The sequence below is a fragment of the Pseudomonas frederiksbergensis genome, assembly GCF_001874645.1.
GTDB classification, from domain to species: Bacteria; Pseudomonadota; Gammaproteobacteria; order Pseudomonadales; family Pseudomonadaceae; genus Aquipseudomonas; species Aquipseudomonas frederiksbergensis_B.
In genome coordinates this window covers 4,842,501-4,856,661 of the sequence record NZ_CP017886.1, presented here as the reverse complement: position 1 = coordinate 4,856,661, position 14,161 = coordinate 4,842,501, and the positions used below count along the sequence as shown (strand labels likewise).

The window sequence follows — 14,161 nt, the reverse complement described above, 5'->3', positions numbered from 1 at the left end:
GCGATCTTTCAGCGGCGAGGCAGCTCCACCACCACCTTCAACCCACCCCACTCGCTCTCCTGCAACACCAACTCCCCACCCCATGCCTCGACGATATCGCGCACGATGCCCAACCCCAGGCCATGCCCGTCAGTCTGCTCATCCAGGCGCGCACCGCGGCTGAATACCTGATCACGCTGCGCTTCGGGAATGCCCGGCCCATCGTCTTCTACCGCCAGCACAAACCCTTCAGCCGTCTCGACGATGCTCAGGCGAACCTCGGCATCCGCCCACTTGCAGGCGTTGTCCAGCAGGTTGCCGAGCAGCTCCAGCAGATCCTCACGATCCCAAGGCAAGTGCAAGCCGGCCGGTGCCGTGTAGCTCAAATGCAGGTGCTCGCCGTGGATCATGTTCAAGGTCGACAGCAACCCCGGCAGCTCGGCAGCGCAATCGAACTGCGCACCCGGCAAGGCATCGCCCGCCAGGCGCGCTCGATTCAATTCGCGATTGAGTCGCTGCTGAACCTGTTCGAGTTGCTCCCGAAGGAGCTTGCGCAACTCTGGATGGGCGTCGAGTTTTTCGCACGACGCCAGACTCAACAGCACCGCCAGTGGCGTCTTCAGCGCATGACCGAGGTTACCCAGGGCATTGCGCGAGCGCTTGAGGCTGTCTTCGGTGTGCGCGAGCAAATGGTTGATCTGCGCCACCAGGGGTTCCAGCTCCAGCGGCACGTGATCGTCCAGCTGCGAACGTTTCCCTTGTTGCAGTTGAGCGATCTGCTCGCGAGCGCTTTCCAGCGGTCGCAAGGCGCGCCGCACGGTGACACGCTGCAACACCAGAATCAGCAGCAAACCCGTCAGCCCCAACCCGAGCCCGACCTGACGCATGCGCTGGAAGCTGTCGCGCACCGGGGTGTAGTCCTGCGCCACGCTGATAGCGATTGACTGCCCCAACCGTCGATAGTCTGCGCGCAGAACCAGCAATTGCTGGCCTTCCGGGCCCAATTGCAGGTTGCTGTGCAACCCGGGATGTTCAAGCAGCGGTAATTCCTGATCCCACAGCGAACGTGAACGCCAGTGATTGTCGGCGAAGTCGATATGGAAATAATGCCCGGAGAACGGTCGCTGGTAAGCCGGTGACAGACGTCGTTCGTCCAGTTGCAAACCCTGCGGACCACGCACCAACGCCATCAGCAGGTTTTCACTGTCATTGCGCAATCCGGCTTCCAGGTAACGCTGCAAGCCCACTTCGAACAACCACAAACTGGTTTGCGCCAGCACCAGACCCACCACCACCATGACGCTGATCAGCCCCAGGCTCAAACGCCGTTGAATCGACCTCACCGGGTTTGCCCACCGAACCGGTAACCCTGACCGCGACGGGTTTCGATCACGCTGCGGCCGAGTTTGCGGCGCAGGTGATTGACATGAACTTCCAGCACATTCGAGTCACGTTCGGTTTCACCGTCGTAGAGGTGTTCGGCCAGGTGGCTTTTGGAAAGGATCTGCTCCGGGTGCAGCATGAAATAGCGCAACAGGCGGAACTCGGCAGCGGTCAGCTGAATGTCGGTGCCGTCGTGAATCACGCATTGACGGCCCTCGTCCAACTGCAACCCGGCAGCCTTGAGCGTCGGTTGATTGGCCTGGCCGTGGGAGCGCCGCAACAACGCTTGAATCCGCAGGTGCAGTTCTTCCGGGTGAAACGGTTTGCTCAGGTAGTCGTCGGCGCCCGCCTTGAGCCCTTCAATGCGTTCGGCCCAGGAGTCGCGCGCGGTCAGCACCAGCACCGGCGTGGCCAAGCCAGCGGCACGCCATTGGCCGAGCACCTCAAGCCCCGGCAACCCTGGCAGCCCCAGATCGAGAATGATCAGGTCGTAGGGTTCAGAGCAGCCCTGATACAGCGCATCGCGGCCATCGGCCAACCAGTCGACGGCGTAGCCCTGGCGATCGAGCCCGGCCATCAATTCGTCGGCCAGCGGTACATGGTCTTCCACCAGCAGCAGGCGCATCAGTCATCGACCTTATCTTTGATCAAGCGCCCCGTGGCGGCTTCCAGGTCCAGTTCACGTACCACGCCGTCGGCGGTCAGCAGCTCGACGTTGTAGAGGTAGACGTCGTGTTTTTTTTCAAGCCCGGCCTCGAGCAATTTAGCGCCGGGGTGACGGTCCATCGCCTGCTGCAACAGCTGCTCGAGCGGTAGAATCACCCCTTGCTGACGCAGGCGCAGGGCTTCGTCCGGGCCCAGGTCGCGGGCCACCACCACCGAGCAAAATGCCAGAAGCGTCAGGGTCGTCAGCCCATACGCGCGCAAATTAATCTTCATTACCTATCCTGAGCATGGAGTGCCTGCGTATTCTTCATGAGTTACCCGGGGAGTCACCCTAACCTCATCAACTTAACTGAAACTGAATTGCCATCATTGATGCGTTTACACTTCATTTCTGTGTACACACACCCGTAGGAGCTGCCGCAGGCTGCGATCTTTTGATCTTTCACTCAAGACTCAAGTGACATTGACAGAAAAGATCGCAGCCTTCGGCAGCTCCTACGCCGAGTACTCCTTATAATCACCCGCTCGCCCGCACAGAGACCGGTATGACCGCCATCCACATCAAATTCCCCGCCCTGACCCTCAAGGCCGGTCCGCGGGCCTTTGCGCGGATTCGCGAAAGCGGCTTGAGCGCCCTGGATGTCGGCACGCTGCCCGGCGCCGCCGGTGGACCGAAGGCCCTGGGGATTCAAGGTCTGGACCTGGCGCTGTTCGGGCAGTGGCTACCGGCCGCACCGCGCGAGCGCTCGCTGATCGGCGCCTCGGTCGGTTCGTGGCGCTTCGCCAGTGCCTGTTTGCCAGACGCAGCCGAAGGCATCAGACGTCTCGGTGAGCTGTACAACGCCCAGCGTTTTGCCAAGGGCGTGACCATGGCGCAAATCAGCCAGAGCTCGCAGCACATGCTGCATGACTTGCTCGACGGCCGCGATGCGGTGCTGCTGGACAACCCGCTCTATCGGCTGAACATCATGGTTGTGAAAAGCCACGGCCTGCTCGCCGACGACCATCGCGGGCGGCTCGGGCTGGGCTTGTCATCGGTGATCGCCGACAACCTGCGCGGGCGCTCACGGTTGTCGCGGCATTTCGAGCGGCTGATCGTGCATGACCCACGCCTGGCGCCACCGCTCAACACGCTGAACGACTTCCCGTCGCGCTTCGTCCCGCTCAACGCCGGCAACTTGCGTCAGGCCTTGCTCGCGTCGGGTTCGATCCCGATGGTCATGGAAGGGGTACGTGACTTGCCCGGTGCGGGCGCGGGGACTTATCGCGATGGCGGCTTGCTGGATTACCACCTCGACTTACCGTACAGCGGCGATGACATCGTGCTCTACCCGCACTTCACCGATCGGGTGATTCCCGGCTGGTTCGACAAAACCCTGCCATGGCGACACGGTAATCCAGGGCGCTTGCAGAATGTGTTGTTGGTGGCACCGTCGAAGGCTTACCTGTCGCGCCTGCCCTACGGCAAACTGCCCGACCGGAACGACTTCAAGCGCTTCATGGGTGATCCGGCCGGTCGCCAGAAGTACTGGAAAACCGCCATGGACGAGAGCCAGCGACTCGGCGACGAGTTCCTCGAACTCAGCGCCAGCGGTCGTTTGGGCGAGCAACTGTTGACCCTTTAGTCAGTGTTTTACCGCATCCCTGAACCCAAGCTGTTAAACTCTCGACCTGCCCCATCGCCGCGCGCGATAGCCACCTGACAGAGCTCAAACCACTGTGGAAATTTTCAAAGAATTCACCTTCGAATCCGCCCACCTCCTGCCTCACGTCCCGGAAGGTCACAAGTGTGGCCGCCTGCACGGTCACTCGTTCAAAGTGGCGATTCACCTGAGCGGCGACCTCGATCCACACACCGGTTGGATCCGCGACTTCTCGGAAATCAAGGCGATCTTCAAGCCGCTCTACGAGCGTCTGGATCATAACTATTTGAATGACATTCCTGGTTTGGAGAATCCGACCAGCGAAGTCCTGGCCAAGTGGATCTGGAACGAGTTGAAGCCATTGCTGCCGGAACTCAGCGCGATTCGCATCCACGAAACCTGCACCAGCGGCTGCATCTACCACGGCGAATAAGCCTGGGGATCAAAAAAACCACCGAGACCGGTGGTTTTTTATGCCTATGATTCAGGCATTCACTGACGCTATCGATCGAGAAAGGACCTGACCTCATGCACATCATCAACGCCCGCCTACGCAACCGTGAAGGCCTGCATGAGTTGCACCTGGAAAACGGCCTGATCGCCAGTATTGCCCGTCAAACCGAAGCCCCGACCCTCGGCCCCGAAGACCTCGACGCGGGCGGCAATCTGGTGGTGCCGCCCTTCGTCGAGCCACACATCCACCTCGATGCCACCCTGACTGCCGGTGAACCGCGCTGGAACATGAGCGGCACGCTGTTCGAAGGCATCGAGTGCTGGGGCGAGCGCAAGGCGACCATCACGGCGAACGACACCAAAACCCGCGCCAAAAAGACCATCAACACCCTCGCCGCCCACGGCATCCAGCATGTGCGCACTCACGTCGACGTTACCGACCCTGCGCTGACGGCGCTCAAGGCGATGCTTGAAGTGCGCGAAGAGAGCCGACACCTGATCGACCTGCAAATCGTCGCCTTCCCTCAGGAAGGCATCGAGTCCTATCGCAACGGCCGCGATTTGATGGAGGAAGCCATTCTGCTGGGCGCCGATGTGGTCGGCGGCATTCCGCATTTCGAGTACACCCGCGATCAAGGTGTCAGTTCGGTGAAGTTCCTGATGGACCTGGCCGAGCGCACCGGCTGCCTGGTGGATGTGCATTGCGACGAAACCGACGACCCGCATTCACGCTTTCTTGAAGTGCTCGCCGAAGAGGCCCGCAGCCGCGACATGGGTTCGCGGGTAACCGCCAGCCACACCACGGCCATGGGCTCTTACGACAACGCCTACTGCGCCAAGCTCTTTCGCCTGCTCGGGCACTCGGGGATCAGTTTTGTTTCCTGCCCGACCGAGAGCATTCACCTGCAAGGGCGCTTCGACACGTTCCCCAAACGCCGTGGCGTCACCCGGGTCAACGAGTTGCTGGAAGCCGGAATGAACGTGTGTTTCGGTCAGGACTCGATCGTCGACCCGTGGTATCCACTGGGCAACGGCAACATCCTGCGGGTGCTCGAAGCCGGCCTGCACATCTGCCACATGCTCGGTTACCGCAACCTGCAAACCGCACTGGATCTGGTGACCGACAACAGCGCCAAGGCCATGGCCCTGGGTGATCGCTATGGACTGGAGCCGGGACGTCCGGCGAATGTGCTGATTCTGTCGGCGGACAGCGATTACGAGGTGATCCGCAGCCAGGGCTTGCCGCTGTATTCGATTCGCGCCGGGAAAGTGTTGATGAAGCGGCAGATGCCGGTGGTCGAGCTTTTCGGCTGACCGGGCTGACCGGCACCGCAGAATCAGGACATCAACCGCGCCGTCCCAAACAAACTGACGCGGCTCAGTTCACCGTCCTGCTCTTCGAGCCACACTGGCGCCGTGCCGCCGGGCATGACCACCGCCACGGCCCCCGCCGTCACCCAACCGACACTCCACGCCGCACAGGCCACCGCGCTGGCACTGGTGCCAGAAGAGGCGGTCGGCCCTTCCCCACGCTCGAAGACCCGAGCAGCAATGCGATGCTCGGATTCCAGCATCGCCCATTGCAGATTGACGCCCGCGGCACAGGGCTCGCCAACCCCGCTCGGTGGGGCGAAGGCGATGCGCGTCAGGTCGGCCGACAACCCGGGCTCGCGCATCTGCTCATTGCTCGGCAACGCATCGGCATCCGCCACCAGCGTCACACAATGGGGATTGCCGATCCGCACGAACTGACTGTGAGCCCAACGCGGATTCAGCCGTGCGAGCGGCGGCACATGGCTCAACTCACGTTGATTCAACGTCTGCGTCTTGACCGCCTGAGCCCCCACCGCCTCCGGCCCGAAAGCCGGTTTGCCGAGGTCCAGCCAGAAACCTTGCACACCCTCCACTTCAGCGGACTCTACCGAGGTCTCGACCGGCGACACCGCATCGCCTTTGTCATGGTGAACCTTGAGCAGGCAATGCCCCTGCGCCGGCATCAAACCCTGCTCGGTCAGCGCCTGGGCAAAAATCGTCAGGCCGTTGCCACTGCGCTCGGCCAACGTCCCGTCGGTATTGACGATCAACAGGTCAAACGGTGGCGCAGCCTGAAACGGGCCGACCAGCAAGCCATCCGAACGGTGTTCCTTGGCACCGGCCGGTTGGGTGCCGGGGGCCCAACTGCACAGGGCTTCCACCGCAGACAGCGCCCAGTAGGAACGGTTTTGCGCCGACTGGCTGGCGTCCTCCGGCAGATCGATCCCGCGCTGGCGCAGATCGTGTGGGCTGACAACCGCGTAGATATTGCCGCGAGCATCGAAACGCAACGTCATGGACAGGTCCTGAGTAAGGTCTGGAACACGACGCTACTGTAAGCGCTGGCGACTCGAATCACACCCACAGAACCTCAAGGTCGTCTGACGGTCACTGATGTGCAAGGATGTGGCCCTGCTCATAGCCTCCCCCGAAGTACCAAGGATTTTCATGACCGCCATCATCCCTCCCGTCTCCGTCCGCCCCGGGCGCCTTGAACAGATGTCGACGCGCATCGCCTTCTTTATCGCCGGGTTCGGCATCGCCGCATGGGCGCCGCTGGTGCCTTACGCCAAAGCCCGGGCCGGGCTCGATGACGGCACGCTCGGCTTACTGTTGCTGTGTCTGGGAGTCGGATCGATTCTGGCGATGCCCATGGCCTGTGCGCTGGCTTCGCGCTTCGGCTGTCGGCGGGTGCTCAGTGGCGGCACGCTGCTGATCTGCCTGGCACTGCCGCTGCTGGCGACGGTGTCGTCGATCCCGCTGCTGATGGCCGCACTGTTTCTGTTCGGTGCCGGGTTGGGCACGGTGGATTCGACGGTGAACCTGCAAGCGGTGATCGTCGAGCGAGCCAGCGGCAAGACCATGATGTCGGGCTTTCACGGGTTGTTCAGCCTCGGCGGGATCGTCGGCGCGGCGGGTGTCAGTGCCCTGCTCGGCCTGGGTATTTCGCCGTTGGGCGCGACGTGGGTGGTGATCGTGTTTCTGCTGGTGTCGTTGCTCAAGGCAGCGCCCCATCTGTTGCCCTACGGCAGCGCAAGCTCAGGGCCGGCGTTTGCCATTCCCCATGGCGTGGTGCTGTTTATCGGCAGCCTGTGTTTTATCGTGTTCCTTGCCGAAGGCGCGGTGCTGGACTGGAGTGCGGTGTTCCTGACCTCAGAGCGTCATCTCGACACTGCGTATGCCGGACTCGGCTATGCCGCGTTTGCCTTGACCATGACGGTCGGGCGACTGACAGGCGATGCCATCGTGCATAAGCTTGGGGCCACGCGCGTGATTGTGTTTGGCGGTTTGACCGCGGCTGCCGGTTTGTTGCTGGCAACGTTGGCACCGGCCTGGGAAGCTGCGCTGATCGGTTACGCGCTGGTCGGGGTTGGGTGTTCGAACATCGTGCCGGTGCTATACACCGCCGTCGGCAAGCAGAACGTCATGCCGGAAAACATCGCCGTGCCCGCCATCACGACATTGGGGTATGCGGGGATTCTGGCGGGGCCTGCGGTGATTGGTTTTATCGCCCACGGCAGCAGCTTGAGTTTTGCCTTTGGATTGATCGCTGTGTTGCTGCTGGCTGTGGCGGTCAGTGGCAAGGCGTTGAAGGTTTGAGTCGCCGAAGCAAAAGATCGCAGCCTGCGGCAACTCCTACAGGGTGTTTACTGTCCCAACGTAGGAGCTGCCGCAGGCTGCGATCTTTTGATCTTGGGCTTTACACCGACGTAGGTAGGCGAAACCGGGGCGTTTAAAAACGCAACGTGGCACCGGTGGCAAGCCACTGTTCGCGGTCATTGTTCAGGTGACGTCCAACCACCACATCGACATCGATCCGCTTGCCCAGATGCAGACGAGGTCCGGCCTGCCAGCCCTGATCGCCACCCTGTTGGCCGAAGCGTTCGGCAATCAGGGTCAGGGATTCGGCCAACGCGTATTCAACGCCTGTGCCCCAGGTCCAGCTGTTGCGTTGTCTGCCGTCGTCGTATTCGTGGGCCCAGCCAGTGCTGACGTTCAGGCGCAACGACTCGATAGGCTGATACGTCATGGGCAGGGTCAGATCGGCGCCATCGAAGGAGTGGCGGCGATTGAGGGCAAATTGCGCGCCTGCGGCAAGGGCCACTTCCAGCCCCAGATCGTCATCGCTGAACACCTGCGCCTTGATCTTCGGACTGACTTGAGTCTCCCGGTCGCCGTCGTCATGGCCGTGGGAGACCGCAGCGCCGAACTGCACCCAGGGCAGCGCCTTGAACGTGCAATCCTGGGACAGCTCCGTCTCATGGTTCGACTGTTGGTGTCGCTGGCTTTTGTACCAGACGTCGACGTTGCATTCGCCGGGGGCGTTGATGCCACCATCGTCGACCACATAGGGGCCGCCGGCGGCATGGACTTTGGAAGACAGCGTCAGCAGGAGGGAGACGCCAACGGCCACACCGACAAACAGAAGGTTCTGCCGCATGACCCCGCGTTTGTGGGGAGACATTTCATGAAAAAAAGCAGTGAATGAATCGGCCTCAACGGCCTGCGCAGTGATTTTCGAGTGGGCGGTGCGGCAAGGTGTGTAATTTGGCATGATCGACCTTGAATACGTGTTCACGGAAACGCGCCTCATACTTATAACGAGGAGGGTTTGCGACGGCTAAGGTTAATGTGTTCAACACTGAGGCAGTGCTCGAATATTGCGAGTTACAACTAGGTTCTTCGGTCATCTTCGACGCTCCTGATCTTTCATTAACAGCAACAACTAGGGACTACCGCCCAACTTAACCAGGCAATATTCACTTCGATTTGTGACAACTTTATTTCATCCGTAAATTTTAACCACGGGCAACCAAACCTGCCATTCCACCCATACAGGCCGACACAAGCAGCCCTTCTCATCAAAAAAACTTGTTACACATACTGATACAAATCACCGAACACCGGAGCACTTACTTCTGATAAGCGCGCACAAACGAACACTATCCATGTGTTTTATCAGCAATACCTCCTCAACTAAAGAGTGGCTCTTCGTGTGCGACGGAGTATATCCAGCGAGTGACTGACTTGTCCGCACCCAATAGAGAATACGCACTACTTTCTGAATGATGTTCAGGTAGCCGACAGAATAAATAAGGAAACTTATTAGTTGCCGCAGTCGAAAGCAAAGCCCCCCTCCTGTTGCCAGGAGAGGGGCTTTGTTGTTTGCGCAAGGCCAGTGACAACAGTCACTGGGCTGACCCGGTTTAGAGGGTTTTCTCGTCGATACCGGCTTGCAACACCTGGGTGTCGTAATGGCCACCGGCACTCAGCGGGCCGAGGTTGAACTTGCGATCCTTGGCCGTGGCGGCGTCAGGCGTTTGGGTCAGTTCGTCCTTGGCGCCGGTCGCCAGATTGACCGCTGACCTGGACAGGTTGAGGCCGACATCGGCGCGGTAGTCGCTGCCACTCAGGCTGCTGCTGGTGACCCTGGAGCCGCCCAGATCCACCGAACCTTCTTTGGCAGAAATCCGTGCACCGGTCAGCTGTGTCTCGCCGCCGACCCGAAGGTCGACGCCTTGGCTGCCGCTGATGCCGGACGTCTGGGCGACGCTGTTCTTGCTGGTATGACTGACGTCCAGGTACAGCGTCGGGGTGTACGACGTTTTACCGCTCTTGTCGCCGAACAGCACGCTTTGGGTCGCGTCGGCGACCTTGGTGCCGGCAGTGTCTTTCTCGTTGAGCGAGTAGCTGCCACTGCGGGTCAGCGAATCCTTGGCCGAGTTCAGACTCTCAACGCTTTTATCGACGGCGGTCTCCAGCTTGTCGCGATGGCTGTCGAAAGCCTCCTGGGCCTTGCCCTCAACCTTGTCCTTGAGTGGACCGGTAGTCTTGGCCAGTTTGCCGACGGCGCCCGGCTGGTTCTTCTCTGCATTCAAACGCAGATCGATGCCGACCTTGACGCCGCTCTCCCGGTCTTGGCGGCTTTCGACCGTGAGATCACCGCCGACCTGGCCACTGACCTGTTTGGCGTCGATGCGGGCACCGGCCAAATGGGTATCGCCAGCGCTGTTCAGCACCACGCTGTCAGCCTGGATGTGGCTGTTTTTCTGCGTGGTGCTGTTGCGGTTGTTGACGTCGATCTTGGCCCGTGCATCAAAGCCGTGGCCGCTCTTGGCAACGTCCTGATCGTTGGTCGCTGACGGCGTGGACTTGCTCGCGTTACCGCCGGCGCCCAGGGTCAGCCCCCAGGTGTTGACGGCCTGAGTCGACTGCGCCGACTCCTGATAGATCCCGCCTTGCTGAGCATCAAGGGTTACGCTTGGCGCATTGACCTGAGTGCCTTGCAAGTGGATGGCGTCAGCATCGCTGGAAGCGCTGCTCAGCAAGACCGCGCCCTGACTGTTCAGGCTGCCGCCCTTCAGGCTTTGGCTGTTCTCACCGACCCGCCCGATGTTGAAATTGGCGCTCAGGTTGCCATTAAGGCCACTGCTTTGCTCGGTGCTGCTTTTACCGCCACCGACATTGAGGCCACCGCCCAGATTGCTGCCATTGGCGCTGTGAGTATCCGTCGCCGCTTGCAGATCGAGCTTGCCACTGGCGTTCAGCGAGATATCAGCAGTCTTGTTCACCAGCGTGCCGAGGGTGGTGCCTTGCAGCACTTGATCACCGCCACTGCTCAACTGCACCGGACCTTTGCCCTGAATACTCGCGACGCGGGCCTGGCTGTCTTCGGTCTGGTTGCCTTTGTGATCCAGTTGGAAACCGGCGCCAAGGTTGACGTTGGTGCCTTCGGCGCCGGGATTGGTGCCGACTGTCAGCGAGGCATCACCACGCAAGCTGGAGGTGTTGCCGCTCTGCCGGTCATTGGCCTGATTCAGTGCCAGATCGCCGCCGGTCTTGATTGCCACACCGCCCTGCCCGCCGTTGAACTGGCTGCCTTCGTACTGGCCATCACCGCGCAGATCGATCTTCACGCCCTGATTGCCGGCGTAGCTGCCAACCACGGCTTTGGAGCTGGACCCGGAAGTCTGGTTGCTACCCCCCGCCCCGCTGCCGCGAACGTTCACATCTTCGCCAGTGGTGGTGTAGACGCGAACGCCCACCGTGGCATCCACTGATTGCTCGCTGCTTTCGTGAGTGTTGGCGGCCGCCGTCGCGACCTGACTATCGGCCTTGATCGTCAGATCGCCGTCGGTTGCACGGTATTGGCTGCCCTGATCCTTCAATTCACCGGCCACCTGAACATCAACGGCGCCGCCCTTGAACTGGCTGACCACCGCGTTGCTGTTTTGCTCGGTGCGGCGCTTGTTCGAATGACCGACCTCGACGTCGATGCCGACATTCGGCTGTGTGAGGTTATCCAGCAAACCCGGTTGCTGAACCTTGCTCTGGGCGACACCTTCAATAGCTTTGGCGATGGGACGGGCGATGCCTTTGTACTCGACGTTGGCACCGACATCGGCCGACCAGTTGTTCTCCTTATGGGAGCTGCTGTCAGTATTGTTCGCCGCCTGATTATCGACCTGCCCTGCCGTGACCTGAAGCGTCGAGCCGGCGGCAACCTGCGCACCCTGGGTGGTCAGCGTGCCGTTACCAGCGTTGATCTGCAGCTTGCCGCTGCTCTCGACGCCCGTGGTACGAGCCGTGGTTTTGGCGTTGCTGTCCTGGCTGCTGCTGTGGGCGAAATCCACCCCGCTGCCGGCGCGATCCAGACCACCGGTGTAATAGAAACCGCCGCCGTTGCGGGCCGTGTCCGTGGTGCTGGACGTGCTGTCGTGCTCGGCCAACAGCGCAACGTTCTGCCCACTGAGGCTGACATCCCCGGCACTGGCTTTGACGTTGGCGCCTTTGAGCATCAGGTCACCGCCCGCCGTCAGTTCGACGTTGGCGCCAGTCAGGCTCGAGCCTTGCTGACGGGTTTCATTGGCGGTGGTGGTTTGCTGCGTGTCCTCGTAATGCACACCCGCGCGGTACTGGCCGGCACCCGCTGCGTTCTCCTTGGCGTAGGCGTCGAAGCCACGGTTCTGGGTCGAAGTGCTGCTATCCGCAATGTTCTGAGCCGAGCTGACAGTAAACTTGCCCGCCGCGTCCGCACTGAGCGAACCGCCGGCCGAGACCGTGGCGCCGACCACGTCGATGTCCTTGGCGCTCTTGAGCGCAAGGTTACTGTCGGAGCTCAACTGGCTGCTGACGGTAGTACTGCCCTTGAGGTTCTGGCGGCTTTCATCCTTGGTGATACCAAAGAACTTGCTGTCCTTGTCATGGCTGTTGCTGTGCGAGGTGTTCTGTACGCCATCGATGGTCAACGAGCCTTTGTCACTGATGACGCTGGCCTCGGTCCGACCACGGACCTGACTGCCACTGATGCGGACATCGTCAGCCTTGACGATCAACTTGCCGTCGGCGTTGACCTTGCTGCCCTGATTCAGGGTCTTGCCCTGATCGGCATCGCCGGTCTTGCCGAAGAACCCGCCACCGACCAGATCGCCCGAGTAACCGTTCTTGCTGCTGCGTTGCGTACGGCTGGCGCTGCTGATGTCGACCTGTTTGCCAGTGAGGTGAATATCGCCCTTGCTGCTCAGTTCAGCGCCTTGGGAGGACAGTAACTCACCGCTGCTGAGCGCAATGTTTTTACCCGCCTTCAACTGGCTGGTGACGCTGCGTTGCTCTTCGCTGCTGTTGTTCCAATCGGCTTTCCACAGGTGTTTGCGGTGCTTGCCCTGATCGGTCTGGGTGCGGGTTTCAGTCGCTGCCGTCAGGCGCAAATCAGCACCGCTGTCGACCTTCAGGGTTTCGCCGGCCTCGACCTTGGCCGCCTTGAGTTCGGTCCGGGCGCCGGACGAGAGCTCGGCATTGTGACTGGCCACGACCTGGCTGCCGTGCTGGCGCGAGTCGCTGTCGGTCTGAGTCCGGTCGTAGGTTTCCCAGGTGATGCCAATGGTTTTGTTATCGAAGCTCTCGCGTTTTTCCTGAAGCTGGCGCGCTTCGACGCTGCTCAGCGTGAGGTTGCGCCCGGCGTCGAGCTTGACGTTGCGGCCACTGACATCAGCCGCCGCTAACGCCAGGTCCTTGTCGCTGCGCAACGCGACATCACCCTGGCTGCTGCGTACCGTGCTGCGAGTGACGTCGAGGCTGTTGGCCAGTGCTTGGCCACTGACCTGCAAATCACCCGCGGATTGAATCTTCACGCCGTCACGGCCTTCAACCTGGACCGGGCCAACCCGCACGCCGGCGCCTTCGGCGGTGCTGACAATGTTGATGCGCCCGGCCTGCATGGCACCGAACAGGCTGGCATCGATGCGTGAATCCTGAGTATTGCCGGCCGGGTCGACGTTACGCACCTGGCCACTGGGGTAATCCAACTGATTGCGGCCCACGGTCAGGTTCAACTGGTCGCGCGCATCGATGCGACCCTGGCTGTCGATGCGCGGGGCGATCAGGTTGATGCTGCCTTCACGGTTCTTCAGACCCTGGCCCTGGATCTGCAAATTGCCAGTAGCGTCACGGGTGTTGAGCCCTTGCAGTTTTCCGTCGTTCAGCTCGGGACGACCGACCACCAGGTTGGCATTCGGGGTGTTGATGAAGCTGCCACCATTGACCGAGATACCGTTCGGGTTGGCCAGCACGTAGTCGGCCGAGCGCCCGAAAATTTCCTGGGCGCCATTGAGGGCCGAGGCGTTACGGCTGATCACTTCGTTGAGGATCACGCTCGCAGCCTGCCCCTGGAACTGCGGGTTGGCGGCCAGTTGCCCGGCGAGTTGCGACTGCCCGGCTTGCAGGGCGTTGTTCAACACCACTCCCTGACGGTCGACGTTGTAATCGAGAAACTGGTTATGCGACAGACCGGCACCATTGGGCGCAACGATATTGACGATCGGTACACCGGCCTGATTTTGCAGCTGTGGGGTGCCGCCCGGACCGGGTGCGACCGTCAAGCCACCGGCAAACGCCTGAGGCAGTTGGGCAACGAGGAACAGGCTGGCAATCGCCCAACGCAGTTTGCCCCGAGGGGAAAGGTGAAACGCGAACTTTTCTATCGGCATGAGAACCTCTCAGTAAAT

At 61.0% G+C, this 14,161-nt stretch carries 10 protein-coding genes; 4 read left to right on the top strand and 6 right to left on the bottom strand.

The genetic code is table 11. From position 1 onward, the window contains the following. Positions 1–8: 8 nt before the first annotated feature. Genes BLL42_RS23290 through BLL42_RS23280 form a run of 3 tightly spaced genes read right to left on the bottom strand, consistent with a single transcriptional unit; the run spans position 9 to position 2,301 of the window. A complete protein-coding gene (locus tag BLL42_RS23290) occupies positions 9–1,322 on the bottom strand; it encodes a sensor histidine kinase (RefSeq protein WP_071554567.1) in 1,314 nt (437 codons plus the stop codon). Continuing rightward, positions 1,319–1,987 (bottom strand): response regulator transcription factor, encoded by a 669-nt coding sequence (locus BLL42_RS23285; RefSeq protein WP_071554565.1) that lies wholly within the window; start codon positions 1,985–1,987, stop codon positions 1,319–1,321. The genes BLL42_RS23290 and BLL42_RS23285 overlap by 4 nt, the downstream gene beginning before the upstream one ends. Then, positions 1,987–2,301, bottom strand: a complete 315-nt coding sequence (locus BLL42_RS23280; RefSeq protein WP_071554563.1) for a PepSY domain-containing protein — start codon at positions 2,299–2,301, stop codon at positions 1,987–1,989. The genes BLL42_RS23285 and BLL42_RS23280 overlap by 1 nt, the downstream gene beginning before the upstream one ends. Before the next feature lie 272 nt (positions 2,302–2,573). Between BLL42_RS23280 and BLL42_RS23275 the strand changes: the two genes are divergently transcribed. From BLL42_RS23275 to codA, 3 genes are all read left to right on the top strand, one after another. Next, entirely contained in the window at positions 2,574–3,653 is a 1,080-nt protein-coding gene (locus BLL42_RS23275; protein ID WP_071554561.1) for a hypothetical protein, read from the top strand. Between the two features lie 94 nt (positions 3,654–3,747). Next, positions 3,748–4,104, top strand: a complete 357-nt coding sequence (queD, locus tag BLL42_RS23270) for a 6-carboxytetrahydropterin synthase QueD (protein ID WP_071554559.1) — start codon at positions 3,748–3,750, stop codon at positions 4,102–4,104. A gap of 95 nt (positions 4,105–4,199) precedes the next feature. Continuing rightward, entirely contained in the window at positions 4,200–5,438 is a 1,239-nt protein-coding gene (codA, locus tag BLL42_RS23265) for a cytosine deaminase (RefSeq protein WP_071554557.1), read from the top strand. Positions 5,439–5,461: 23 nt separating this feature from the next. On the opposite strand, the gene BLL42_RS23260 is transcribed toward codA, so the two are convergent. Continuing rightward, the gene (locus BLL42_RS23260) at positions 5,462–6,454 is read right to left on the bottom strand and encodes a diaminopimelate epimerase (protein WP_071554555.1); all 993 of its coding nucleotides are present in this window, start codon (positions 6,452–6,454) and stop codon (positions 5,462–5,464) included. A gap of 151 nt (positions 6,455–6,605) precedes the next feature. Between BLL42_RS23260 and BLL42_RS23255 the strand changes: the two genes are divergently transcribed. Continuing rightward, complete coding sequence (locus tag BLL42_RS23255; RefSeq protein ID WP_071554551.1) at positions 6,606–7,757, top strand: MFS transporter; 1,152 nt, start codon at positions 6,606–6,608, stop codon at positions 7,755–7,757. A gap of 133 nt (positions 7,758–7,890) precedes the next feature. Here the strand turns inward: BLL42_RS23255 and BLL42_RS23250 are convergent, their stop codons facing one another. Together BLL42_RS23250 and BLL42_RS23245 are read right to left on the bottom strand one after the other, a co-directional pair. Then, entirely contained in the window at positions 7,891–8,622 is a 732-nt protein-coding gene (locus BLL42_RS23250) for a PA4824 family protein (protein ID WP_408004036.1), read from the bottom strand. A gap of 742 nt (positions 8,623–9,364) precedes the next feature. After that, complete coding sequence (locus BLL42_RS23245; protein WP_071554547.1) at positions 9,365–14,143, bottom strand: hemagglutinin repeat-containing protein; 4,779 nt, start codon at positions 14,141–14,143, stop codon at positions 9,365–9,367. Between the last annotated feature and the right edge of the window lie 18 nt (positions 14,144–14,161).